We start from the raw sequence: 25074 nt of genomic DNA, 5'->3' as shown, positions 1-25074 counted from the left end.
CCTCGGTAGATCATCGGGGTAGGCAGCAAGTTGGGCCCGCAATCGCTGCCGTCACCCCTGGCCTCGTCAAGGCATCGACAGCAGGTGCGCGACAGTCTCGGACGGGTGGCGCAGGGATGGGAGCGGGCAGCTCGAAGAGTGGCTCAGGCCAAGGGGTGAGTTCGTCATGCTCGCGCCGCTGGTTCCCCTGTCGACTTGCAGTGGCATCGTTGAAGCTTCACGACTAGTAATGTCGACAGGCGGGCGTGCCCAGCTCCACGTCTTCTTCATTAAATCTCAAGCCGTACGGGCATCTTGCGCACACAGGAACCGCTTCAGGTGATCAGATTGATGAGAATTCCGATCGGAATAGGAATGGCAATTGTCGTCAAGAATGTCAGGCGCCTGACTTGCGAAGCTCCACCGGTTTCCCCTAGCAGTTCGAATTGCGGGCATAGCCAAGTGCGAACCTTGTGTCCCGACAGGAACATGCTTGGGTAAACGGACATCAATGATATTCCTATTGAGATGGCAAGTACCTGCGAAACTTCTTTGGGAGGCCAAATGATCGGAATTAGACACAGAGACGATCCGGCAATAAGGGAGGCGCACATAAGCGTAAATATGACGATGCTCCCGCCGGTCGTCTGCACCCACGACCAAGCTGGAACTCCCTTTTCGATCTCCTCACTGAGGCCGGCAAATACTTGACGTCCCCAGCCTTGATCGGTGGATTGTACTTCCAAAGAAACGCCTGAACGCCAGGATGTCTCGGAACGAGTAAACGTGATTGACACATCTTCTCTTCGAAGTTCATGGCTGGCACTTTTCAGTGAAAAAGCAACTGTCTGAACTGTGCGGCGATCTATTTCTTCCAGAATCTCGGCTACGGGGCCTGCTACCTTGTCATCGCCGTCTACGATCGTCGCTATCACGAGAAGGGACCGTGTTATCTCCTCTCGCTGACGCGCTCTCGTGTGTTGTTTGACATCGCGTTCAATGGCGTCGTCTATATTTTCCAATATTTCAAGGGTCTCGTTGTCGAATGCAGCCAAGAAAGCGGCCCTGCGTGCTTCACACAGGCCTTCAAATATCACACTTATTCGACGAAGTTCTGAGATCGAACCCGACCAGGCGGGCCAGCGTCGACGCTTGTTTGTTGTGCGTTCAATGGTGGACATAGAATTTTCTCCCGTTATGGCGTTTGTCGTTGGCGAAGCCAACTTTTCTATCGCTTTTTGCTCCGCGTTACCGGAATGTTTGAGCAAGCAGCTAGCTGCTCCTGGGTGCGCTGTGCCGTTCAGGGGAAAAGTCGATTCCGCATGAGGGGGGCTAGCTGCGGTGGTCAGACGTGGGGACAGGGTAGCCACTACACGCCCATGTCGCAGGCCATCGCGCATCTTGCGGCACCTTGCAACCCGTGTCCCGCCCTACTGTCCCCCGCGCAAGGTTGCTGGCAACTGGCGCGCCACGTGAGATCGTCCCTGCTCGCGAAGCTGGATCTGCCACTGAACCTGCACCAGAACCGGCACAACGCCTTCCATGCTCGGCTGACAGCACTGCGTGCAGCGGCGCGCCGGCGCGCGCACGAGTGGCCCATCACAGTCTGAGAGCTGTACACGAGGGCTTCGGAAGGGACAGACGCGGAGTGTGGTTCCCGCTGGATATGCGTCTGCCTGGAGATACATGGCCAACGGTGCGGCAGTTCTTGGGTACCTGTAGCGGGCCAAGACCTCGTGGTTCGGGCTTCCTGGCTTGAAGCAAACAAAAAGCCCCGGTCACCGCAAGGATGACCAGGGCTTTGCCGATGTCCTATTGGAGGGACTCGCGTGGGTGACCAACTGAGTGACAGCGACCCCGAGCCTGGAGGGACGTCCACGGATGTCGGGGGACGATGGCACCTGAGCGCGAGCACCCATAGTGGAGATCAGACACCGCGTGACTATGCCTTACAAGCGAGGAGTCGGCGGTTCGAAACCGTCCGCGCCCACCAGCAGAAAGACCCCGCTCCGGATCATGGAGACGGGGTCTTCGTGCCATTAGCGTGCCAATAGCCCACGAGCGCGAGCCCTCCGGCCGTCCCGTCGTCATCCCGGGTCGCTGGCCTTGGCGTCCATCGCCCGAGTGATTGCGCGGTTTGGGGTGGGGCGGCTGTCAGGCCCAGGGTTCGGTGGTCAGGTTGTCGGTGAGGGTTTGGCGGTCTTCGGTGGCGAGGACGGTGACGATCTGTTCGGCTTCTTCGATGGTCACGTGGCGGCTGTGGTAGCAGCGGTTCGCGGGGTCGGGGATTTCGAACTTGAGGCGGGGGCCCGGGTCGTAGGTGGCGATCAGGGACTTCGTCGGGGTGATGAAGTTGATGAAGTTGCCCTTGTAGGGGGTGAGGGTGAGGAGGAGGTCCCGTGCTTCGGCGGGGGTCACGGGGAGGTCTTCGGACTGGCCGCCACCGGACGGGCCGTTCTCGTAGGAGACGGTGACCGGGCCGCCGGTCGGGGGCGGGGAGCCGGGGTAGGCGGCCAGGCGGGTGTAGCGGCGGCGGCGCCAGGTGAGGCGGACGTCGATGCGGCGGCGGGGGTCGCCGTTCCAGTCGACGGAGAGGCCGTGGCGGCGGAGGGCGGCGGCGACGTCCTCGCCGATGGCGGCCTGGGCTTCCGGGGGTTGCGTGTCCTCGTGGAAGAAGCCGTAGGCGAGGGTGAGGATCCCGTCGTCGACGGCGGCCTCCATGTCCTGGCGGTGGGCGAAGACGTAGCCGCGGGGCTCGTCGCCCGCGGCGACCTCGCCGCCGAGCTCGGCGAGGCCGCAGTTCTGGCAGCAGGCGTGGTCGAGGCGGGCGACGATGCCGGACGTGTCCAGTTCGCGGAACGCGCGCTGCAGGCGGTCGGTGTCGAGGTCGTCGGGCCACGTCGCCTGGTCGGCGAGGTGCGCGGCGAACGCGTCGGCGACGGCGCCGCGGGCGTCGTCGCCGAGGAGGCCGGTGCATTGGCGGACGACGGATTCGAAGTCGTGGCGGCCGAGGGCCGTGAGAAAGCGGACGTGGTGGTGGGGGGATGTTGCGACCGGCTCGTGACTCATGGAGCCGGAGTATGGCAAACGTCACCGACGTTCCGCGTTTTACACGTCGTTCACAAATGAGCAATGGATGTGAAACGGCTGGTTGGCACGTTCGTGGAAGTCCGACACCTGCGGAGGGACCGACGTGAGCTACAAGGCCGAGTACATCTGGATCGACGGCACCGAGCCGACCGCCCGGCTGCGGTCCAAGACCAAGATCCTTCCGGACGGCGCGGACCTGCCCGACTGGGGGTTCGACGGGTCCAGCACCAACCAGGCTCCCGGTGACAGCTCGGACTGCGTGCTCAAGCCCGTGTTCGTGTGCCCCGACCCGATCCGCGGCGGCGACCACAAGCTCGTCCTGTCCGAGGTGTACCTGGTGGACGGGACGCCGCACAAGACGAACACGCGCGCCGAGCTGCGTCCCGTCGCGGAGAAGTACGAGGTGCAGGACTCCTGGTACGGGATCGAGCAGGAGTACACGTTCTTCAAGGACGGGCGCCCGCTCGGGTTCCCGGAGCGGGGCTTCCCCGCGCCGCAGGGGTTCTACTACTGCGGTGTCGGCGCGGACGAGGTGTTCGGCCGGGAGATCGTCGAGGCGCACCTGGACGCGTGCCTCGCGGCGGGGCTGAAGATCTCGGGCATCAACGCGGAGGTCATGCCCGGCCAGTGGGAGTTCCAGATCGGGCCGGCGGGGCCGGTCGAGGTCGGCGACCACCTGTGGGTGGCGCGGTGGCTGCTCTACCGCATCGCGGAGGACTACGGAGTGTCGGCGACGCTCGACCCGAAGCCGGTGGAGGGCGACTGGAACGGCGCGGGCGCGCACACGAACTTCTCGACGAAGGCGATGCGGGAGGGGTACGACGCGATCGTCACGGCCTGCGAGGCGCTGGGCGCCCGGGCGCAGGCGCACGTCGAGGGCTACGGCGCGGACATCGAGCGGCGGCTGACCGGGATGCACGAGACGGCGCCGTGGAGCGAGTTCAGCTACGGCGTGTCGAACCGCGGCGCGTCGGTGCGGATCCCGTGGCAGGTCGAGGTGGACAAGCGGGGGTACATCGAGGACCGCCGCCCGAACGCCAACGTGGACCCGTACGTGGTGGCGCGGCTGATCACGGGCACCTGCTGCGAGGCCCTGGAGAAGGCCGGCCAGATCTGACGGCCCGACGCGGCGCGCCGTCCCCGAAAGGGGGCGGCGCGTCGTGCTGTTATGCCGCCAAACGTCTGCAAATTGTTGGGCTTCGGGGAGTTCCCGCGAACGGGTCCGGGTAGTACCTGGTCGATTTCGCAGCGGGGGAGGGGACATGCCCGATTCGCCATTCGGGCGGCCCGGCGGGAGCCGCCCGGCGGCACGGCCGTGGGAGCGGTCGTTCCGGTGCCCCTCGACGGCGGTGCGCAGGCGGGAGGCCCCGCCCCGGCGGTTCGAGGAGTTCGTCGCCCGGCACGCCGACAGCGAGCCCGAACTGCCGCTGCGGCAGCTGTGGTGGACGGGCCTGTCGTGCGCGGCGGGCGGGTCGCTGCTGACGTTCGCGGCGGTGTTCGGCCTGCGGGCGATGTTCGGTATCGAGGTCCCGGTGTTCGCGGGGACGGACGTCGCCGTGGAGGGCGCGGCGACCAGCTACGCGCTGTGCGTCCTCGCCGCGACGGTGCAGGGGACCGCGCTGATGCATCTGCTGCTGGCGGGTGCGGCGCGTCCGGTGCGGGCGTTCGCGTTCATCGGCGGGCTCGCGGTGGCGCTGATGGCGGTGGTGCCGCTGCTGCTGAACGGGCCGCTGGACGCGCGGATCGTCACGGCCGGGATCAACCTCGCGGGCGGGACGGCCGTGGTGGTGCTGCTGTGCGCGGTGGTGTCGGCGTCGATGGCGTTCAGGCCCGGCCGACGGTGATCGTGAGCGGGTCGGGCGCGGCCGTGGACGCGATCCGCACGTGCCACAGCCGCCGCCACACCCGGACGTCGACGGGTTCGGCGGGCGCGAGCACCCGCAGCTCGCGGTGCATCCCGGAGAAGCCGAGGCGCAGCCACACCTCCCAGGTGCCGCGGGGCAGCGGCTCGTCGATGAACGTCCTGGTCACCGGCAGGACGGCGGTGTAGTGCAGGCCCTCGGGACGGTCGTCGAGCATGCAGATCACCTCGTAGGCGCGGCCGCGGCGCTCCCGCAGGTGCAGCGTCGCGGAGATCGGCGTCGCGAGCCCGGCGACGTCGAGCCGTCCGCTGACCTCGACGTGTTCGGTGCGTTCGTCCCACCGGAGGCCGTCGGCGCGGACGGAGCCGGCGGGGTGCGTCCGCCCGCCGACGTCGATCGCGAGGGTGCCGAGGGGGCTGATGTAGGCCGCGACGGTCGTGCCGCCGTCCAGGAACCCGCGCTGCGGGGAGGCGTCGAGGCCGGGGGCGCGCGCGAGCGGCACCGCGTCCGCCGAGTCGACCGACAGGCCGGCGTCCCAGACGCCGCCGGGGAGCGGGGCGCCGCCCGCGACGGCGGCGACGTCGATCCGCGCCTCGAACGCGACGTGCGGGCCGTCGGTCCGGGCGGTGGCGGGGACGCGGACGACGGCTTCGCCGCCGCGCTCGCGGAGCAGCAGTTCGAGGCGCGGGGTCCCGCGGTGCTCGAGCCGTCCGGCGAGCCGCAGGGCCGAGCCCGTCCAGCCGATCTCGGTCAGGTAGGGATCCGACATCGCCGCTCGCCTCCCGGACGCCCCGAACCGTGCACTCGGGAGCCTTCCCCGCGAACCGGTCGTCCTACCCGTCAGGGGACGACCGTGACGGGCCAGCGGCCCGCGCGCACCAGCCGGACGGCCACCGACCCGACCAGCCGGTGCCCCGCCTGCGTGGACGCGCCGACGACGACGGCGTCCGCGCGGGACCGGTCGGCGACGCGCGCCAGGACGGTGTAAGGGTCGCCCTGCGCGGTGACGATCTCGTAGTCGACGGGGGCCTGCGCGTAGGCGCGGCCGATCTCCTGTTCGAGTTCCCCGACGATCTCCTCGGCGGCCTCCTGCATGACGGCCGCGCCGCCCGGGGTGAGCATGGACAGCGCGGCGATCGGCGTGGCGTGCACGAGGATCAGCCGCGCGCCGCCGCGGCGGGCGAGGCCCCCCGCGTACGCGGCGGCCCGCAGGGACGTGTCCGATCCGTCCACGCCCGTCACGATCACCCGGGGCCCGTCGGCGCCGTACTCGAACGGCGCCGCGTCCGGGGCCTCGCCGGGCCGTCCTTCGGCGGTCATTCGAGCAAGGGTATCGGCCGTGCCGCGGCGGCCGGGCGGGACGCGGCCCCGGTCTCGGATCCGTCAAGGGACGTCCCAATCTCCTTTGCGGTGACGCCATGGGCGCGCCCTCGGGTGTGTCGTCCCGGTATTCGCTCGGTTGCCGAACGTAGTGTGACGAATCGTTGTCGAGCCGCGCCCGTCACGGCGCGGGACGTCGGGGGGCAGTTCATGACGGCGGACAGGGGCGGGAACCGGTACGGGCGCGGGCCGGGGGGTGCCCCCCAGGCCGAGATCATCGGGGTCGCCCCGTCCGGGGGCGCGGCGCCGCGCGCGGTGGTGGCGGTCGCGCGGGCGGGCGGACTCGGGGTGCTGGACCTCGGCGCCGACCGCGCGTCCGGGCTCGCCGCGCTGGACGAGGTGGTGCGCTGGTGGCCGGGCCCGTTCGGGGTCCGGGTGCCGGCGGGCTGCCGGGTCCGGCCGGAGGAGCTGCCGGACGCGGCGGGCACCGTCCTCGTGGACGCCCCGCTGCTCGGCGCCGCGGACGGCCCGGACGTCGCGGCGTTCGCGCGCGGGCGGCGGCTGCTGGTCGAGGTCGTCGACCCGGCCGAGGCCGCGGCGGCGCTGGACGCGGCCCGCGGGATCGACGGGACGCGCGGCGTCGGCCTGGTCGCGCGGGGCCGCGAGGCGGGCGGCCGCGCGGACGACGCGACGACGTTCGTCCTGCTGCAGCATCTGCTGGCCCTGGGCGTCCCCGCGTACGCGGCGGGCGGGATCGGGCCCCGGACGGCGGCCGCCGCGGTCGCCGGGGGCGCCGCGGGCGTCGTGCTGGACGCCCAGCTGGACGGTGTCGCGGAGACGGACGCGCCGGACGCCCCGGACGGGACGCTCGCGGCGCGGTACAAGACCGCGGGGGGCGTGGTGCAGGCCGTGCGGCGGGGGATCGCCGAGCACATCCGCGCGGCCGTCCGGGTCGCGCCGCTCGCCCCGAAGGACGGCCCGCACGGCGGCGAGTACCCGGTCGCGCAGGGGCCGATGGCGGAGGTCAGCGACACGTCCGCGTTCGCCGCGGCGGTCGCGCAGGACGGCGGGCTGCCGTTCCTGGCGCTCGGCGCGATGGGCGGCGACGCGGTGGCGGAGCTGCTGCGCGACACCGCCGACCGGCTCGGCGGGCGGCCCTGGGGCGTCGGGATGGTCGGGTTCGTCCCGCCGGAGCTGCGGGCCGAGCAGCTCGCCGCCGTCCGCGCCGCGGCGCCCCCGTACGCGCTCCTCGCCGGGGGCCTGCCCGTGCAGGCCGAACCGCTCGAAGAGGTCGGGACCCGGACGTACCTGTACGTTCCGGCGCCCGAGCAGCTGGACCGCTTCCTCTCCGAGGGCACCCGCCGGTTCGTGTTCGCGGGCATGGAGTGCGGCGGGCCCGTCGGCCCGCTCCCGAGCTTCCCGCTGTGGGAGGCGCAGCTCGACCGGCTCGACGCGTTCTGCGCCGTGCACCCCGGCGAGGCCCCGCGGCTGTCGGTCATGTTCGCGGGCGGGATCCACGACGAGCGGTCCGCCGCGATGGTCGCGGCGCTCGCCGGGCCGCTCGCCGAGCGCGGCGCGGACGTCCGCGTGCTGATGGGCACCGCGTACCTGTTCACGTCCGAGGCGGTCGCGGCGGGCGCCGTCCGTCCGGGCTACCAGGAGACGGCGCTCGACTGCACCGCGACCGCGCTGCTCGAGACGTCCCCCGGCCACGCGACCCGCTGCGCCGTCACCCCGTACGTGCGGACGTTCGAGGAGACCCGCACCGAACTGCTCGGCACCGGCATGTCGCGGCACGAGGCGTTCCGGCGGCTGGAGAAGCTGAACCTGGCGCGGCTGCGGATCGCCGGGAAGGGCCTGCGCCGCGGCGCGCCCGTCGACACCGACGAGCAGCGCGCCGAGGGCCTCTACCTGCTCGGCCAGGTCGCCGCGCTGCGGTCGGCGAAGACCGGCGTCGCCGTCCTGCACGAGCAGGTGACGTCCGGCGCCACCGCCCTGCTGGCCGGCCGCGCCGCCGAACTCGGACTGGACGGGCGCGGCACGGCGCCCCGCCCCGCCGACATCGCGATCGTCGGGATGGACTGCGTGCTCCCGGGCGCCCGCGACGCCGACCGGTACTGGGCGAACGTCCTGCGCGGGTCCGGCGCCGTCACCGAGGTCGCCCACTGGGACCCGGACGTCTACCACGGCGCCGCCGAGGACGGGAAGACGCCGTCGAAGTGGGGCGGCCTCCTGCCGAAGACCCCGTTCGACGCCGACGCGCACGGCGTCCCCGCGGCGGACCTCGGCGGCATCGACCCCGCGCACCTGCTGGCGCTGGAGGTCGCGTCCCGGGCGCTGGACGACGCCGGCTACGGCGACCGCGCCTTCGACCGCGCCCGCACCTCGGTGGTCTTCGGGACCGAGGGCGGCGGCGACCTCGCCGCGGCCCACGCGTTCCGCGCCGCCCTCCCCGCCTGGTTCGGCGAGGTCCCGCCCGAGATCGCCGAACGGCTGCCCGCCCCGACCGCCGCGTCGCTCGTCGGCGTCCGGCCCGGCGACATCGCCGCCCGGCTCGGCCTCGGCGGCGCCGCGCACACCGTCGCGGCCGGCGGGGCGTCGTCGCTCGCCGCCCTCGACGCCGCGTGCCGGGAGCTCGCCTCCGGCGGCAGCGACATGGTCCTGTGCGGCGCCGCCGACCTGCGCACCGCGATCCACGACTACCTGCGGGCCGCGGCCGCCGGGACGCTGTCGCCGTCCGGCCGCTGCGCCCCGTTCGACGCCGCCGCCGACGGGATCGCCCCCGGCGAGGGCGTCGCCTGCGTCGTCCTCAAGCGGCTCGCCGACGCCGAACGCGACGGCGACCGCGTCTACGCGGTCGTCAAGGGCGTCGCCGGGGCCGACGGGCGGACGCGGGCGGCGCTGCGGGCGCACGAGCGCGCGGGCGTCGCCCCCGAGCGCACCGGCCTCGCCGAGACGTCCGGGGACGCGACCGTGCCCGGCGACGGCGCCGAACTTCGCGTCCTGGCCTCGCTGTTCGCGCGCGCCGCGCCCGGCTCCGTCGCCCTCGGCTCGGCGACGTCCCAGATCGGGCACACCGGCGCCGCCGCCGGGCTCGCCGGGCTGATCAAGTCCGCGCGCGCCCTGCACGCCGGCGTCCTGCCCGGCACCCCGCACCTCGCCCGCCCGAACGACGCGTGGGACGCCGGCGGGCCCCTCGCGTTCGGGACGTCCCCGCGCCCGTGGGCCGTCCCGCCCGGCGACCGGCACGCGGCCGTCGCCGCAACCGGCGACGGCACCCGCTACCACGCCGTCCTGTCCGGGTACGGCGGCGCGCCCGAACCGGTGTCGGGGCTCGCCGAATGGCCCGCCGAACTGTTCGTGATCCGCGCGGGCACGGACGTCGAACGGCTGCGCGCCCTCGCGGCGTCCGGGCACCGGCTGCGCGACCTCGCCCGCACCGTCGCGGCCGACGACGGCCCGGTCGCGGCGGCGTTCGCCGCGACCTCCCCCGACGACCTGCGCGCACGGCTCGACGGCGCCGCCGAGACCGGGAGCGACCCCGGCCAGGTGGCGTTCCTGTTCCCCGGCCTGCTCGGCCCGCGGCCGGGCGCGCAGGCCGACCTGTTCATCGCGTTCCCCCGCCTGCAGCGGCTCCTGCGGCTCGGCCGGGACTACGCGCCCGCGATGTTCCCGCCCGCCGCGTTCACGCCGGAGGACGTCCGCCGCCGCCGCGCCGCGCTCGCCGACCCCCGCGTCGCCCAGCCCGCCCTCGGGCTCGCGGGCCTCGCCGTCCACCGGCTGCTCACCGCCGTCGGCGTCCACCCCGACCTCGCCGCCGGGCACGGGCACGGCGAGATCGTCGCGCTGTGCGCCGCCGGGGTCTTCGACGACGCCGACCTGATCGAGCTGAGCGCCGCCCGCGCCGACGCGATCCTCACCGCCGCCGGGGACGACCCGGGCGCGATGGCCGTCGTCGCCGCCGGGCTCCACGAGGTGCGCGACGTCCTGTCGGACGTGTCCGACATCGCGGTCGCCGCGCAGAACGCGCCCCGCGAGACCGTGATCGCCGGGACCTCCGCGGGCGTCGACCGCGCCCTCGGCGTCCTCGCCGCCCGCGGCCTGCCCGCCGAGCGCCTGCCCGTCGGCTGCGCCCTGCACAGCCCGCTCGTCGCCGCCGCGTCCGGGAGCCTCCGCGCCGCGCTCGCCGGCCGCGACCTGCGGTCCCCGGCGTTCCCCGTGTGGTCCGGCGCGACCGCCGCGCCCTACGACGCCGAACCCGCCGACCTCGCCGCGACCCTCGCGGGCCAGCTCGCCGCGCCCGTCCGGTTCGCCGAGCAGATCGAGGCAATGTACGCCGCGGGCGCCCGCACCTTCGTCGAGGCCGGACCCGGCGGCGTCCTCACCCGGCTCGTCGGCGCCGTCCTCGGCGACCGCCCGCACACCGCGGTCGGCTGCGACGGCCTGCACGGCCTCCTCGACGCCCTCGCGCGCCTCGCCGCCGCGGGCGTCCCGGTCGACCCGCTGCCGCTGTTCGCCGGCCGCGACGCCCGTCCCGTCGACGCGCCCGCGCCCGCACCGGCCTGGTTCGTCGACGGGCACACCGTCACGACCGCCGACGGCGACGTCCCGCCCGGCGCGCCGCGGCCCGCCACCCGCCTCGACGGCCCGGCGGGCGACCGCCGCCGCTCCGACGCGGCCGTCCTGGAGTACCTGCGCGCCGGCCGCGAGCTGATCGCCGCCCAGCGCGAGGTCATCCTCCGGCACCTCGACGGCGGCGACGCGCCCGTCCCGCCGCCGCGCCCCATCCTGCCGGGGGAGACCCTGCCCGCCCTGCCGGACGGCCCGTTCGACGCCCGCGCCGCCGTGCACGCCGCCGTCGCCGCCCGCACCGGCCGTCCCGAGGCCCGCCTCGACGACGAGCTCGACCTTGAGGCCGACCTGGCCATCGACCCCGCCGAACGCACCGCGCTCCTGCACGACCTCGCCGCACGCGCGGGCGCCGTGCCCCGCCCCGCCGAACCGTCCGGCGTCGCGACCATCGGCGACGCCGTCGCCTGGCTCGAGGGCCTGCACCGCGCCGCGCCCGTCCCGACCGCGCACGTGGGGACGTCCGCGCTGTCCGGCGGCCCGACGCCCCCGTCCCCGCGCCCCCCGGCCGAACCCGCACCCGCCGCGGACGACGCGCCGGCTGCCGATGGGGAGGACGACCGTCCGGCGCCCGAGGCCGACGAGACGGCCTCGGCGGACCCCGAGCGGCACCCGGCTCCGGACGCAGGCGGGGAAGGCGCGGCGGACGCCGCGACCGAGGAGGCCCGCCCGCCGGCGATGACGCGCGCCGACGAAGCCGAGGACGTCGAGTCCGTGCGGGTGATCCCGCCGGGCGAGCGTCCGCGGGGCGAGAACGGCTCCGCGCCCGCGGGACGGCGGCGCTTGCACGCCCGCCGTCCGGGACGGTCCCCGGCCGGTGCAGACGCGGACGCGCCGGCGGAGGTCGAGGAGTCCGTGCGGGTGATCCCGCCGGGCGAGCGGCCCCGCACGGCGGACGCGGCCGCGCGGGACGTCGATGACCTGGTGCGCGAGTCGGTGCGGGTGGTCCCGCCGGGTGAGCGCCCCGACCGGAAGGCCGCCGCGCCCGTCCGCGCCGAGGAGAGGACCGCACAGGGCCGTGCGTCGGACGGACGGCCCGACCCCGACGAGTTCGTGGGCGAGTCGGTGCGGATCATCCCCCCGGGCGAGCGGCCGAGCGGCCGGCGGAGCGCGGAGCCCGCCGCGGACGGCCCGCCGGACGTGGTCGTGGCCGGCGCCGCCTTCCGCGACCGGGACGGACGCGCCGCCGGGACGCCGGAGGCGCCGGTCGTGCACAGCGAGTCCGTCCGGGTGATCCCGCCGCGCTCCAAGGCGACGCGCGGGACGAACGGAACCGCCGAGCGGAACCCCGCGAACGCAGAAGCCCAGACGAGCCCGGCCGGTGAGCCCGACGCGACGGACGAGGCCGACACCGCGCCCGCGACCGAGCAGAGACACGCCTCTGCCAGGGCCCTCGCGGCGGACGGCGCACCCGCCGACGGAAAGGCACCCACACCCTGCGCAGCACCGATGGACGAACGGCACCACGTCCCGCGCCCGGAACCCGCGCCCGCCGAAGCCTCCCCTCCTGGCGAGACGTCCATGCCCGGCCCGGCTCCGGTAGACGAGCGTGGACACGCCTCGGGCGCAACGACCGCGAGTGGCGCAGCGCATGCGGTCGCCGGGGCGCCCTCGCCCGGCCCGGCACCGAGGGACGACCAGGGGCACGCCTCGGGCATGGCGCCCGAGGCCGGCGGTGTCCCGGTTGGCGGAGGTACGTCCTCGACCGGTAGGGCGTCGGGGCACGCTGCGGGCGCAGCGCCCGTGAGCGGCGAAGAGCATGCGGCGGGCGGGGCCTCCTCGCCCGGCGCGGCTCCGGTGGACGAGCGTGGGCCCGCTTCGGGTCAATCACCCGCGCCCGGCGCGGCGCCGAGGGGCGAGCGGGGGCACGCCTCGGGCATGGCACCCGGGACCGGCGGTGTCCCGGTTGGTGGAGGCGCGTCCTCCCCCGGCGCGGCCTCGGTGGACGAGCGTGGGTCTGCTTCGGCCGAAGCACCCGCGCCCGGCGCGGCGCCGAGGGGCGAGCGGGGGTACGCCTCGGGCATGGCGCCCGGGACCGGCGGTGTCCCGGTTGGCGGAGGTACGTCCTCCCCCGGTGGGGCGTCGGAGCACGCTGCGGGCGCAGCGCCTGTGAGCGGCGGAGCGCATGGGGTTGGTGGGGTGTCCTCGCCCGGTGCGGCGCCGAGGGGCGAGCAGGGGCACGGCTCGGGCATGGCACCCGCGCCCGGAGGCGGCTCGGATGATGGCGGGGCGTCCTCTACCGGCGGGGTGCCGGGGAACGCGCGTGGGCACGCCTCGAGCGCAGCGCGCGTGAGTGGTGCAGCGCATGGGGGCGGGGGGGCGTTCGCGCCCGGCGCGGCTTCGGTGGACGAGCGTGGGTCTGCTTCGGCCGTAGCACCCGTGCCCGGTGCGGCGCCGGGGGGCGAGCGGGGGCCCGGCTCGGGCATGGCGCCCGCGCCCGGGGGTGTCTCGGTTGGCGGAGGGGCGTCCTCGGTCCCTGCGGCGCCTGCGGGCGAGTGGGGGCATGGGGCTCTCGCGGCGGACGGGGGGTCGGCCGGGGAGGTCGTTCGGTACGTCGTTCGGGAGAGCGTGCTCGAGCCGCTTCCGTTGCCGCCCGACTCCGGGACGGCGTTCGCGGGGCGCCGGTTCGTGATCGTCGACGACGGGTGCGGGGTGGCGGTCGAGCTGGCGGACGCGCTGGAGCGGTTCGGCGCGCAGGTGCGGACGCCGCTCGAGGTGGACGGGGCGTGCGACGGGCTCGTGCATCTCGGGGCGCTGCGGCCCGCGGGGGCGGCGGTGTTGCCGGAGGCGTACGCGGGCGTCCGCCGGGCGCTGCTGGACGGGCTGCGGTGGTTCGTCGCGGTCGGCGGCGCGGGCGGGACGTCCGAGCGGCGGTTCGGCGGCGGGGCCGGGGAGCCGGGGCCGGGCGCGGGGCTGCGGGGGCTGGCGCGGACGGTCGCGCGGGAGTTCCCGGAGACGATGGTGCGGGCGGTGGACGTCGACACCGGCGAGACGCCGCGCATGATCGCGTTGCGGATCATGGCGGAGCTGCTGGCGCCGGACGGTCCGGTGACCGTCGGGTACGCGGGGGAGCGGCGGCGGACGCCGGCGCTGGTCGCCGCGGAGCCGGTGGGGGACGCGGGCGTCCCGGTCGGGGCGGACGGCGTGGTGCTGCTGACGGGCGGGGCGCGGGGCGTGCCGGCGCGGGTGGCGCGGGAGCTGGCGCGGACGACCGGGTGCCACCTGGAGGTCGTGGGCCGCACACCGGAGCCGGTGGGGCGCACGGTGTTCTCGGAGGCGCTGGACGAGGCGGCGCTGCGGCGCGCGCTGGTCGCGGACGGGACGCGCGGGCCGGAGGAGATCGAGGAGACGATCCGGCGGATCCTCGCGGAGCGGGAGGTCCAGGAGAACCTGGACGCGCTGCGGGTGCGGGCCGCGTCGGTCCGCTACCACGCGGGGGACGTGCGTGATGCGAGGTTCGTCCGGAACGTCGTCGAGGAGGTGTACGCGCGGCACGGGCGCCTGGACGGTGTCGTGCACGGCGCCGGGATCGCCGAGGACCGGCTCGTCCGGGACAAGTCGCCCGAGTCGTTCGAGCGGGCGTACCGGACGAAGGTCGACGGGGCGGCGGCGCTCGCGGCGGCGGTCCGGCCGGACGTCGGGTTCCTCGTCGTGCTGGGGGCCGCCGCCGGGGGCCGGGTGCCCGCGGACCGCGCGGCCGCCGACGACGCCTGCGAGGCGCTGGCCCGAGGGTGGCGCGCGCGGCTGCGGGGGCGGGTGCTCGTCGCCGACCTGGCGCCGCCGCTGGACGGCGACCCCGCGGTGGCGGCGCTGTTCCGCGAGATCGCGCGCGGCGACGAGGCCCGGGTGGTGTTCGCGGGGCCGGTCCGGTGACGGAGGAGCCGATCGCGATCGTCGGCGCCGGGGCGGTGTTCCCCGGCGCCGGGTCGGCGGCGGAGCTGTGGCGCAACGTGCTCGCCGGGTTCGACGCGATCACCGACGTGCCGCCCGGCCGGTGGGACCCCGCGCTGTTCTACGACCCCGGCGCGTACGGCCGTCCGGACGACGACCGCTTCTACTGCCGCCGGGGCGGTTTCGTGGACGACGTCGCGACGTTCGACCCGGAGCGGTTCGGGATCGAGCCCGCGGCGGTGGCGGCGATGGAGCCCGACCGGCTGCTGGCGCTGCGCACGGCGGCGGAGGCGGTCGCGGACGCGGGCGGCGACGACCGGTTCCCGGACCGCGAGCGGGTCGGCGTCGTCCTCGGCCGGGGCGGGCATCTGACGCCCGGTGCGGCGCGCGCCGACCAGCGGGTCATGACGGCGCACCAGCTCACCGGGGTGCTGGCCGAGCTGGTGCCGGAGCTCGGCGCGGAGCGGCTGGCGGAGATCCGCCGGGCGTTCCGCGCGCGGCTCGGACCGGACGGCCCGGACGTGCCGGCGGGTTCGGCGGCGGCGCGCGTCGCGGAGCGGTTCGACCTGCGCGGCCCCGCGTACACGGTGGACGCGGCGTGCGCGTCGGCGCTGGTGGCGGTGGAGCACGCGGTGCGGGCGCTGCGGCGGGGCGAGGCGGACGCGATGCTGGCGGGCGCGGTGCACGTGGGGCATCACCCGACGGTGTGGAGCGCGTTCAGCCGGCTGCGCGCGCTGAGCCCGAGCGGGACGATCCGCCCGTTCGACCGCGCGGCGGACGGGACGCTGCTGGCCGAGGGCGCCGGGGCGGTGCTGCTGAAGCGGCTGGCGGACGCCGAGCGGGACGGCGACCGGGTGCACGCGGTGATCGTCGGGGCGGGGTCGGCGAGCGGCGGGCGCGCGGCGGGGATCCTGAGCCCGCTGGTGGACGGGCAGGTGCGGGCGGTGGAGCGGGCCTGGCGGGACGCGGGCCTCGACCCGGCGGCGCCCGGCGCGGTCGGGCTCGTGGAGGCGCACGGCACCGGGGCGCCCGCCGGGGACGAGGCGGAGCTCGCGACGCTGCGCCGGGTGTTCGGGACGGACGGGCCGCCGATCGGCCTCGGCACGGTCAAGTCGATGATCGGGCACGCGATGCCCGCCGCGGGGATCGCCGGGCTGATCAAGGCGGCGTTCGCGCTGCGCGACGGGGTCCTGCCGCCGACCCTGCACGTGGACGACCCGCATCCGGCGCTCGACGGCGGCCGGCTCCGCCCGGTGCGGGCGACGGCCGAGTGGGGCGGAGCGCCGCGGCGCGCCGCGGTGAACGCGTTCGGGTACGGCGGCGCGAACGCGCACGTCGTCCTGGAGGAGGCGCCGTCCGGGCGGGCGCGGGTGCGGCGCGCGCGGCGGCGGATCGAGCCGCCGGGCGCCGAGGAGGCGGTGCTGCGGATCGCGGCCCGCACCGCCGGCGAGCTCGCGGCGGCGCTGGAGGCCCCCGACGACGAGCTGATCGCGGGGGCGCACGGGGACGTCCCCGACCTGCCGTGCCGGGTGGCGGTCGTGGCGCCGACGCCGCGCCGCCTCGATCTGGCGCGGGCCGTCGTGCAGCGCGGGACGCCGTGGCGCGGCCGCAGCGACGTGTGGTTCGCGCCGCGGCCGCTGCTCGCCGACGGCGGCCGCGTCGCGTTCCTGTTCCCCGGGTTCGAGCCCGCCTTCGCCCCGCGCGTCGCGGACGTCGCGGCGCGCTTCGGCCTCCCCGAACCGGTCCTGACCGGCCGCGCCGACACGGCCGGGCGCGCGGCGGACGTCTTGGCCGTGGGGACGCTGCTGGCGGCCGCGCTCGCCGAGGCGGGCGTCGAGCCGGACGTGGCGGCGGGGCACGGCCCGGGGGAGTGGGCCGCGCTGGTCGCCGCGGGGATGTGGGACGCGGACGGCGCGGCGGCCCTCCCGGCCGCCCTCGGACCGGACGGCTCGGACCTCGTGTACGGCGCGCTCGGGTGCGGGGCCGCCCGCGCCGAGGAGGCCGCCGGGAGCCGCCCCGGCGTGTTCGTCAGCCACGACAACGGCCCGCACCGGTCGGTGGTCTGCGGCCCGGCGCGGGACGTGCGGGACGTGCTCGAACGGCTCGAGTCGGAGGGCGTCCTCGGCCGGGAGCTGCCCCTCGGGCTCGGCCTGCACACCCCGCACGCGGAGGCGCGGGAGAAGGCGCTGCGGCACGCGTTCGACGCGCTGGACGTCCGCGAACCGCGCGTGCCGGTGTGGTCGGCGACGACCGTCGCGCCGTTCCCCCGCACGCCCGGCGCGGTCCGCGAGCTGGCCGTCCGGCACCTGCTGGAGCCGGTCCGGTTCAGCGAGCTGATCGAGGAGCTGTACGGCGCCGCGCACGTGCGGGCGTTCGTGCAGGTCGGGCCCGGCGGGCTCACCGGCCTGGTCGGGGACCGGCTCGGCGACCGCGAGCACCTCGCGCTGGCCGCGACCGTCCCCGAGCGGGACGGGACGGCGCAGCTGCGGCGCGTCGTGGCCGCCCTGTGGGCCGAGGGGTACGGCGCGTCCCCGGCGGCGCCGCCCCGGTCGGGGATGCGGCTGGAGCTGGGCACGCCGATCGTCCGGCTGGCCGGGGCCGTGCCGCCCGTCCGCCTCGCCCCGTCGATCCCGCCGCTGCCGGACGACGACCCGATCATCGCCGAGCTGGAGGCGCTCCTCAACGACGCGGCGGCCGGCGCGCAGTCGGTCGCGGACGCTCTGGGCGCCGCGCCGCCCGACCCCGCGGACGGCGGCGTGGCCCTCGACGAGCCCGCCGGACGCACCGGCGACGACCCGTCCGGCGCGGACGCCCGGAGCGAGGCGGGCCCTGAGACCTGCGATGATGGGGGATCGAGCGGGCTCCGCGACGCCGATCCGGGCCGGACGGGCGCGGGCTCCGAGGAGGGCAGAGCGTTCGCGGACCCCGAGCCGGACGGCGGCGCCGCCGACGGCGGCGCGGCGGAACCGGCCGACCTCGTCGTCTCCCGGGTCTTCTCCCTCGACGCGATGCCGTTCCTGTACGACCACTGCGTCGTCCCGCAGGCCCCCGGGTGGCCCGACATGTCGGACCGATTCCCCGTCGTCCCGCTCGGCACCCTGCTGGAGGTCATGGCGGACACCGCCCGCGAGCTGCTCCCCGGCCTCGCCGTCATCGGCCTCGAGGACGTTCGCGCCGTCCGCCGGCTCGTGGCCGCGCCGCCCACGACCGCCGAGATCCGCGCGTCCCGGCGGCCGGACGCCCCGCGCGGCGTCCGCCGCGTCCGGATCGTCGTCGCCGGGCACGCCGAGGGCACCGTCCTGCTCGCCGACCGCCACCCGGCGCCGCCGCGCCCGGACGGCACGGCGCTGACCGTGGAGAACCCGCCCATCGTGTCCGCCGCCCGGCTCTACGAGGAGCGGTGGATGTTCCACGGCCCGCGGTTCCGGGGCATCGCCGAGATCACCGCGCTGGCCGAGGACGGCGCCCGCGGCGTCCTGACGTCCCTGCCCGCGCCCGGCGCCCTCGTGGAGGCCGCCGGGCAGCTGTGCGCCCACTGGATGCAGGTCTACGGCGACGCCGACCAGACCGTCGTCCCGACGGGCGTCGACACGGTCTCCCTCTACGGGCCGCGGCCGCCCGACGGGGAGGCGCTCGCGGCGACCGTGTGGAACACGTCCCTCACCGACACGACCGTGTGCTGCGACGCCGAACTCGTGCGGCCCGACGGGACGGTGTGGGCGCGCCTCGACGGCTGGACCGCCCGCCGCTTCTACACCGACGAGGCCCTCTGGCGCATGAGGTTCACGCCCGAGGTGTCCGGGACGGGCGAGCCGCAGCCCGGCGGCTGGTGCCTCGCGCGGCGCCGCTGGCGCGGCGCCGCGTCCCGCGACCTGCTCATGCGCCGGTACCTGCGCGCCGCCGAGCGCGCCGAGTACGAGCGGCTCCCGGAGGCCGAGCGGGGGGCGTGGCTGCTCGGCCGGATCGCCGCCAAGGACGCCGTCCGCGACCGCCTCTGGCGGGACGGGCACGGCCCGCTGTTCCCCGCCGAGCTGGCGGTCGGGCCCGGCGACGCCGTCACCGGCCCGTTCGACGAGCCGCTGACCGTCCGCATCGCGTCCGACGACGAGCTGGGCGTGGCGCTCGTCCGTCCCGGCGGCGCACCGGCGGGCATCGGGCTCGCCGTGCACGACGGGGACGGCCGGGTCCGCGCGGCGAAGCAGGCCGTGCTGCGGGCGCTGCCCGCCGCGGACCGGTCCGCCCTGGTCGTCGCCGCGTCCGATCCCCGCCGGCTGCTGCTCGCCGGGGACGGGACGCTCACCACGGTCGAGACCCGCGAGATCGACGGACACGTCGTCGCCTGGACGGTCGACGACGCCCCCGACACGGAGGAGTGCACCACATGACGAACGAGTTCGACGCCGAGGCGCCCGAGCGCGCGCCGGAGGACGGGCCCGACGCGGAGACCGGTGCGGAGGTGGACGAGGCCGAGGTGGACGAGGTCGTCCGCGTGCTGACCGACGACCTCGTCGTCGTGCTCGGCGCGGAGCCGCCGGACGCGCCGATCGGCCCCGGCAGCACCTTCTTCGAGGACATCGGCCTGGAGAGCATCGAGTTCGCCGCCCTCGCCGGCCGGATCCGCGCCCGGCACGGCGACCGGGTCGACCTCACCGAGATCGTCGCCGACCTGGACGTCGACGAGTTCGCGGACCTCACCGTCGCCGACCTCGCCCGGCACATCGCCGTGGCGCGGCACGCCCCGGCCGGGGAGGACGCCGATGGCTGACCCGCCCCCGCCCGCCCCGAGCACCGCTCGCCCGAACGCCTCGGCCCCGCCGCGCGCGGGGGCCCCCGACCACCTGGAGGTCACGATGCCCCGGCCGATCCGCACGCCCCGGACGGGAGGCGCCCGATGAGCGCCCGCCGCGCCCGCCGCATGCAGGTCCCGTCCCTACTCGGCGAGCAGGGGATCCGCGCCGAGACGCCCAAGCGCCGCTTCCTGTTCGCGGTGCCGCCCGTCGCCCGGCACGTCGCCCCGACCGCCGCGCTCGCCGCCGAACTCGCCGGGCGCGGCCACAAGGTCGCCTGGACGGGCGACCGCGCCGTCCTCGAACCGCTGCTGCGCCCCGGCTCCCGGATCTACTCCGCCGCCGACGACGCGTGCACCGCCCACCTGCGCGAGACCCGCGAGGGGCGGGCGCGGCTGCGCGGCCCCGCCGCGCTCCGCTCCCACTGGGAGGACGTCGTCGTCCCGCTCGGCCACGCGATGCTGCCCGGCGTCGACGCGGCGATCGACCGGTTCCGCCCGGACGCGCTGATCTGCGACCAGCAGGTCCTCGCCGGGCCCGTCGCGGCGCGGCTGCGCGGGCTGCCGTGGGCGACGGCGGCGACGTCGCCCGCCGAGTTCGCCCGCCCGCTCGCCGGGACGCCGCTCCTGGAGCGGTGGGTGCGCGACCAGATCGGCGACTTCCAGTTCGACCACGGCATCGAGGACGTGCTCGACCTGCGGTTCTCCGACCATCTGGTGCTGGTGTTCTCGACCGGCGCGCTCGTCGGGGACGTCTCGTTCTTCCCCGACCACTTCGCGTTCGTCGGCCCCGCGCCGGGCCGTCCCGCCGCCGGCGCGTTCCCGTGGGAGCGCCTGGACGGGCGTCCCGCCGTCCTGGTCGCGCCCGGAACGCCCACCGGCCCGGCGGAGGCGCGGTTCCTGCGCGCCGCCGCCGACGCCGTCCGGGACCTGGACGTCCAGGCGGTGCTCGTCGCGCCGCCCGGCACGATCGCCGACCCGCCGCCGAACGTCCTGGTCCGCGAGCACGTCCCGCAGGTCAAGCTGCTGGAGCGGATGTCGGCGGTCGTCTGCCGCGGCGCCTCCGACACCGTCGGCGAGTCGCTCGCGGCGGGGGTGCCGATGGTGCTCGCACCGGCGCGGGACGACGAACCGGTGGTCGCCGGGCAGGTCGAGCGGGCCGGCGCCGGGATCCCGGTCCGGTTCGCGCGGGTCACGCCCGGCGAGCTGCGCACGGCGCTCGGCGAGGTCCTCACCGACCCGGCGTACCGGGACGCCGCCGCGCGCGTCCGCGACTCGTTCGCCGCCGCCGGGGGCATGGCCGAGGCCGCCGACCGCCTGGAGAAGCTCGCCTGACCGGGGGCCGCCCCGGGCGGCCCGGCCGTCAGCCGGGGACGGGACCCCCGCCGGTCGCGGCGGGGCCCGCCCGGTTCTGCAGGGCGGCCTCGACCAGCCGGACCGCGCGCCGCAGCTCGACCAGCCGGGCGCCCTCGCGCCGGTACGCCTCCAGGACGGCCTCGATGCCGTGCGGCGGGACGACCGCGCCGAGGTCGACGCGGGCCGTCCGGTAGCCCTCGCGGGCCGCCTCGACGGACGCGTCGACGTGGTGCCGCGCCATCCGCGCCAGCACCGGCGGGTAGCGGCGCAGCACGCCGTACCGCCGGTACTCGGGCGGGACGAGGTCCAGCAGCCAGGCCAGCGCGGTGTCCTCGAAGCGCTCGGTGCCCGGCGGGTGCACCTGCACGGGCCAGCCCGGCGGAACGGAGCTGCTCACCCGCCCAGGATACCTCCGCGTCGAAAGCGTGTTCGATCTACTCCGGGGCCGGCGGCCCGGCGGGACCCGGCTCGCCGGGCGGCGTGCGGCGGATGCGGATCTTGCCCGAGTCGAGGTCGTCGCGCCCGGAGCCCGCCTGCTTGTGGTCGTCCTCCCGGAGCAGGCGCTGCCGCTCCTGCTCCTCCTGCTTGACCTTCCGGGAGCCTTCGAACATGGCGCCGAGCTCGTCGAACATGGCGCCGCCGAACCCGGCGCCGGTCTCGCCGTCACCGCGGATGGCGCCCATCAGGGACGTCTTGCCGGTCCCCTCGTGGGGCCAGTCGACGACTTCGGGCTCGGCGGGTTCGGGCCGGTTGCCCAGCGGGCGGCCCTTGACGCGCTTACGGCGGCGAAAGGGTGACTTCACACACTCTCCAACGCGATGAATGGCCAGATAAATCCCGGCGACGACTCAGGGCGTGAACCTCCACCGGGTGGGAGAACCGGTGAAATCCCCCTGACGCAACCCGAACGCCCGCTGAGGCCGCACCGCGACGGTCGCGTTCACCTCCGGGTCCAGGAAGTCCACACGATAGCGGGTGGCGTACTTGCTGTTCACCAGGTCGATGAACCGCTGGAGCGTCCTCGGCTCGGTGACGACCTCGGCCCGCCCCTCGATCACGACCGGGTTCTCGGCCGCCTCGGTGGTCACCACCACGTCCGGATTGGCCCGCAGGTTCACCATCTTCCGGGACGGGACGGCGCTGCTGAACATCAGCGCCTCCCCGGACCACGCGCCCCAGACCGGCATCGCGTGCGGCCGCCCGTCCGGGCGGACCGTGCACAGCCAGAAGTTGCGCGCCGCCCGCATCCGCTCCACGGCCCAGGACCACGGGAGCAGGCCGCTCCCCTCGTGCGGACCCCGGATGCCGTAGCCCGGCATGTACGGACGTTCTGCCGTGGGTTCCGGTTCCGACTGGGCGTCGGAAGCCGACATGACGTTCTCCCTCCGGTGCGGGCACTGCCCACGTATCGTTTCAGACGCGACCCTCCCGTGGCGATGTCCGGTGACCGCGGCGGGGCGTCCCGGCGCGGTAGCCTGCGGAACGTGCGTCTTTCCCATGTCATCGCGGCCCTCGAGGAGCTCTACCCGCCGGCGTGGGCGGAGTCCTGGGACGCCGTCGGACTCGTCTGCGGCGACCCCGACCAGGACGTCGAGCGGGTGCTGTTCGCCGTCGACCCCGTCGCCGCCGTCACCGACGAAGCCCTCGGCTGGAACGCCGACCTGGTGGTCACGCACCATCCGCTGCTGCTGCGCGGCGTCCACTCGGTCGCGGCGACCACCCCCAAGGGCCGGATGATCCACCGGATGATCCGGAACGGGACCGCGCTGTACACCGCGCACACCAACGCCGACGTGGCCGACCCGGGCGTGTCGGACGCCCTCGCCCGCGCCGTCGGGCTCACCGGCGACCTGCGCCCGATGGTCCCCGCCGCCGACGACCCCCGCCGCGGGCTCGGCCGGATCGGGGACCTCGCCGAGCCGGTCGCGCTCCGCGCGTTCACCGCCCGCGTCGCCGCGGGCCTGCCGTCCACCGCCTGGGGCGTGCGCGCCGCCGGCGACCCCGACCGTCCCGTCCGGACGGTCGCGGTGTGCGGCGGCGCCGGCGACTCGCTGCTCGACACCGCGCGCGCCGCGGGCGTCGACGTCTACCTGACCGCCGACCTGCGGCACCACCCCGCGTCGGAGTTCGCCGAGCACGCCGGCCCAGCGCTGATCGACGCCGCGCACTGGGCCACCGAGTGGCCGTGGCTGGCCGACGCGGAACGGCGCCTCCGCGCCGCCGCCGGGGGCGCGTTGCAGACCCGGGTGTCCACGCTCGTCACCGACGCGTGGCGCCTCCACGACGAAGGAGCACAGTGAAAGCCGCACCGCAAGCCCAGCTTCGCCTCATCGACCTGCAGGAGCTCGACAGCTCGCTGGACCGGCTGGCGCACCGCCGCCGCACCCTGCCGGAGCTGGCCGAGATCGAGCGGGCCGAGAGCCGCCTCGCCGAGCTGCGCGACGCGATCGTGGCGGCCGAGACCGAGGCCGGCGACCTGCAGCGGGAGCAGAAGAAGGCCGAACAGGACGTCGACCAGGTCCGCACCCGCGCCGAGCGCGACCAGAAGCGCCTCGACTCCGGCCAGGTGACGTCCGCGAAGGACCTCAGCAGCCTCCAGACCGAGATCGCGTCCCTGCAGCGCCGCCAGTCCGACCTGGAAGAGGTCGTCCTGGAGATCATGGAGCGCGGCGAGGCCGCCGAGACCCGCGTCGGCGAGCTGCGCGCCGAGCAGGCCGCGGCGCAGCAGGAGTTCGCCGACCTCACCGCCCGCCGCGACGCCGCGCAGCGCGAGATCGACGGCGAGGCCGGCACGACCACCACCGCCCGCACGGCCGTCGCCAAGGACGTCCCCGACGACCTCCTCGCCCTCTACGAGAAGCTGCGCGCCCAGTTCGGCGGCGTCGGCGCCGCCAAGCTGTTCCGCGGCTCCTGCCAGGGCTGCCACCTCGCCCTGAACACCGTGGACCTCAACCGCATCCGCGCCGCCGCCGAGGACGAGGTCGTCCGCTGCGAGGAGTGCCGCCGCATCCTCGTCCGCACCCCCGAGTCGGGCCTGTGAGCCGGAAACTGGTCGTCGAGGCGGACGGCGGCTCCCGCGGCAACCCGGGACCCGCCGGGTACGGGGCTGTCGTCCGCGACGCCCTCACCGGCGAGGTCCTCGCAGAGACCGCCGAGGCCATCGGGAAGGCGACCAACAACGTCGCCGAGTACCGGGGCCTCATCGCCGGGCTGACCGCCGCCGCCTCGATCGACCCGGACGCCCGCGTGGACGTCCGGATGGACTCCAAGCTCGTCGTCGAGCAGATGTCCGGCCGCTGGAAGATCAAGCACCCGGACATGATCCCCCTCGCCACCCGGGCCCGCCGCCTCGCGGAGGACCTCGGCGCCGTCTCCTACGGCTGGATCCCGCGCAACCGCAACGCGCACGCCGACCGCCTCGCCAACGAGGCCATGGACGCCGCCGCCCGCGGCGAGCAGTGGACGCCCGCCGCGCCGCCGGAGCCCGAACCCCCGCCCGTCCCGCCGTCCACCACCCCCACCACCACGGTCCTCCTGCGGCACGGCGAGACGCCGTACTCCGTCGACAAGCGGTTCGCCGGCGTCGGCGACGTCCCGCTGACCGCCACCGGCCTCGCCCAGGCCCGCTCGGCCGCCCTCGCCCTCAAGGACCGCGGCCTCGACGCGATCGTCACCTCGCCCCTCGCGCGCTGCCGCGACACCGCCGCCGAGGTCGCCGCCGTCACCGGCCTGGACGTCCGCGTCGAGGACGGCTTCCGCGAAACCGATTTCGGCGCCTGGGAGGGCCTCACGTTCGCCGAGGCCCGCGACCGCCACCCCGCCGAACTGCGCGCCTGGCTCGCCGACCCCGAGGCCGCCCCGCCCGGCGGCGAGAGCTTCGCCGCCGTGTCCCGCCGCGTCCGCACGGCCCTCGACAAGCTCAAGGTCCGCGCCCGCCACCAGACCGTCCTCGTCGTCTCCCACGTCACGCCGATCAAGCTGCTCGTCCGCGAGGCCCTCGGCGCCCCGATGCCCGCGATCTACCGCATGCACCTCGACGTCGCGTCCCTGACGACCATCGACTGGTACGACGACGGCCCCGCCACCCTCCGCACCTTCAACGACGCCCACCACGCGAACCGCTGACCCTCCGGGCCCGCCGCCCGCCTGCCGTCCGGGCGC

16 protein-coding genes are annotated in these 25074 nt (G+C 75.7%); 9 read left to right on the top strand and 7 right to left on the bottom strand.

The window, feature by feature from the left end; translation table 11 throughout:
• Positions 1–314: 314 nt before the first annotated feature.
• Together H505_RS49645 and H505_RS47230 are read right to left on the bottom strand one after the other, a co-directional pair.
• Complete coding sequence (locus H505_RS49645; RefSeq protein ID WP_157432863.1) at positions 315–1379, bottom strand: hypothetical protein; 1065 nt, start codon at positions 1377–1379, stop codon at positions 315–317.
• 754 nt (positions 1380–2133) lie between these two features.
• On the bottom strand, positions 2134–3048 hold the full coding sequence (locus tag H505_RS47230) for a DUF6891 domain-containing protein (RefSeq protein WP_051300053.1): 915 nt from the start codon (positions 3046–3048) through the stop codon (positions 2134–2136).
• Between the two features lie 124 nt (positions 3049–3172).
• On the opposite strand from H505_RS47230, the gene glnII reads away from it, so the two are divergent.
• A complete protein-coding gene (gene glnII / locus H505_RS0102430) occupies positions 3173–4186 on the top strand; it encodes a glutamine synthetase (RefSeq protein WP_026400689.1) in 1014 nt (337 codons plus the stop codon).
• A 145-nt stretch (positions 4187–4331) separates the two neighbouring features.
• Positions 4332–4913, top strand: a complete 582-nt coding sequence (locus H505_RS39450) for a hypothetical protein (RefSeq protein ID WP_125613525.1) — start codon at positions 4332–4334, stop codon at positions 4911–4913.
• On the opposite strand, the gene H505_RS0102420 is transcribed toward H505_RS39450, so the two are convergent.
• A complete protein-coding gene (locus H505_RS0102420; RefSeq protein ID WP_026400688.1) occupies positions 4894–5700 on the bottom strand; it encodes a hypothetical protein in 807 nt (268 codons plus the stop codon). The genes H505_RS39450 and H505_RS0102420 overlap by 20 nt on opposite strands.
• A 71-nt stretch (positions 5701–5771) precedes the next feature.
• Entirely contained in the window at positions 5772–6251 is a 480-nt protein-coding gene (locus H505_RS0102415) for a universal stress protein (RefSeq protein ID WP_026400687.1), read from the bottom strand.
• Positions 6252–6461: 210 nt separating this feature from the next.
• Between H505_RS0102415 and H505_RS52260 the strand changes: the two genes are divergently transcribed.
• From H505_RS52260 to H505_RS0102395, 4 genes are all read left to right on the top strand, one after another.
• Positions 6462–14753, top strand: coding sequence for a type I polyketide synthase (locus H505_RS52260; protein WP_051300050.1), 8292 nt, complete (start codon positions 6462–6464; stop codon positions 14751–14753).
• On the top strand, positions 14750–19156 hold the full coding sequence (locus H505_RS39440; RefSeq protein ID WP_051300049.1) for a type I polyketide synthase: 4407 nt from the start codon (positions 14750–14752) through the stop codon (positions 19154–19156). Before H505_RS52260 ends, H505_RS39440 begins: the two co-directional genes overlap by 4 nt.
• A complete protein-coding gene (locus H505_RS0102400) occupies positions 19153–19536 on the top strand; it encodes an acyl carrier protein (protein WP_051300048.1) in 384 nt (127 codons plus the stop codon). Before H505_RS39440 ends, H505_RS0102400 begins: the two co-directional genes overlap by 4 nt.
• A gap of 126 nt (positions 19537–19662) precedes the next feature.
• Positions 19663–20892, top strand: a complete 1230-nt coding sequence (locus H505_RS0102395; RefSeq protein ID WP_084549740.1) for a glycosyltransferase — start codon at positions 19663–19665, stop codon at positions 20890–20892.
• A gap of 28 nt (positions 20893–20920) precedes the next feature.
• On the opposite strand, the gene H505_RS0102390 is transcribed toward H505_RS0102395, so the two are convergent.
• The 3 genes from H505_RS0102390 to H505_RS0102380 are packed head-to-tail and all read right to left on the bottom strand — an operon-like array spanning position 20921 to position 22286.
• Positions 20921–21310 (bottom strand): hypothetical protein, encoded by a 390-nt coding sequence (locus H505_RS0102390; protein WP_026400684.1) that lies wholly within the window; start codon positions 21308–21310, stop codon positions 20921–20923.
• Between the two features lie 37 nt (positions 21311–21347).
• Positions 21348–21716 (bottom strand): DUF6191 domain-containing protein, encoded by a 369-nt coding sequence (locus tag H505_RS0102385; protein ID WP_026400683.1) that lies wholly within the window; start codon positions 21714–21716, stop codon positions 21348–21350.
• A gap of 45 nt (positions 21717–21761) precedes the next feature.
• Positions 21762–22286: a pyridoxamine 5'-phosphate oxidase family protein gene (locus H505_RS0102380; protein ID WP_026400682.1), complete on the bottom strand. Its 525-nt coding sequence runs from the start codon at positions 22284–22286 to the stop codon at positions 21762–21764.
• 111 nt (positions 22287–22397) lie between these two features.
• Here H505_RS0102380 and H505_RS0102375 point away from each other — a divergent pair, with 111 nt between their 5' ends.
• The 3 genes from H505_RS0102375 to H505_RS0102365 are packed head-to-tail and all read left to right on the top strand — an operon-like array spanning position 22398 to position 25038.
• Complete coding sequence (locus tag H505_RS0102375) at positions 22398–23213, top strand: Nif3-like dinuclear metal center hexameric protein (RefSeq protein ID WP_026400681.1); 816 nt, start codon at positions 22398–22400, stop codon at positions 23211–23213.
• Positions 23210–23953, top strand: a complete 744-nt coding sequence (locus H505_RS0102370) for a zinc ribbon domain-containing protein (RefSeq protein ID WP_026400680.1) — start codon at positions 23210–23212, stop codon at positions 23951–23953. Before H505_RS0102375 ends, H505_RS0102370 begins: the two co-directional genes overlap by 4 nt.
• Complete coding sequence (locus H505_RS0102365; protein ID WP_026400679.1) at positions 23950–25038, top strand: bifunctional RNase H/acid phosphatase; 1089 nt, start codon at positions 23950–23952, stop codon at positions 25036–25038. Before H505_RS0102370 ends, H505_RS0102365 begins: the two co-directional genes overlap by 4 nt.
• The last annotated feature ends 36 nt before the right edge of the window (positions 25039–25074 follow it).

The organism is Actinomadura rifamycini DSM 43936 (assembly GCF_000425065.1).
GTDB lineage: Bacteria > Actinomycetota > Actinomycetes > Streptosporangiales > Streptosporangiaceae > Spirillospora > Spirillospora rifamycini.
This window is presented reverse-complemented; position numbering and strand designations above follow the sequence as displayed.

What these genes read in the sequence shown, in the direction of transcription:
- H505_RS49645 (WP_157432863.1), bottom strand. Translation starts at nt 1,379, where the DNA reads ATGCGCGATGGCCTGCGACATGGGCGTGTAGTGGCTACCCTGTCCCCA.
- H505_RS47230 (WP_051300053.1), bottom strand. Translation starts at nt 3,048, where the DNA reads ATGAGTCACGAGCCGGTCGCAACATCCCCCCACCACCACGTCCGCTTT.
- H505_RS39450 (WP_125613525.1), top strand. Translation starts at nt 4,332, where the DNA reads ATGCCCGATTCGCCATTCGGGCGGCCCGGCGGGAGCCGCCCGGCGGCA.
- H505_RS0102420 (WP_026400688.1), bottom strand. Translation starts at nt 5,700, where the DNA reads ATGTCGGATCCCTACCTGACCGAGATCGGCTGGACGGGCTCGGCCCTG.
- H505_RS0102415 (WP_026400687.1), bottom strand. Translation starts at nt 6,251, where the DNA reads ATGACCGCCGAAGGACGGCCCGGCGAGGCCCCGGACGCGGCGCCGTTC.
- H505_RS52260 (WP_051300050.1), top strand. Translation starts at nt 6,462, where the DNA reads ATGACGGCGGACAGGGGCGGGAACCGGTACGGGCGCGGGCCGGGGGGT.
- H505_RS0102400 (WP_051300048.1), top strand. Translation starts at nt 19,153, where the DNA reads ATGACGAACGAGTTCGACGCCGAGGCGCCCGAGCGCGCGCCGGAGGAC.
- H505_RS0102395 (WP_084549740.1), top strand. Translation starts at nt 19,663, where the DNA reads ATGAGCGCCCGCCGCGCCCGCCGCATGCAGGTCCCGTCCCTACTCGGC.
- H505_RS0102380 (WP_026400682.1), bottom strand. Translation starts at nt 22,286, where the DNA reads ATGTCGGCTTCCGACGCCCAGTCGGAACCGGAACCCACGGCAGAACGT.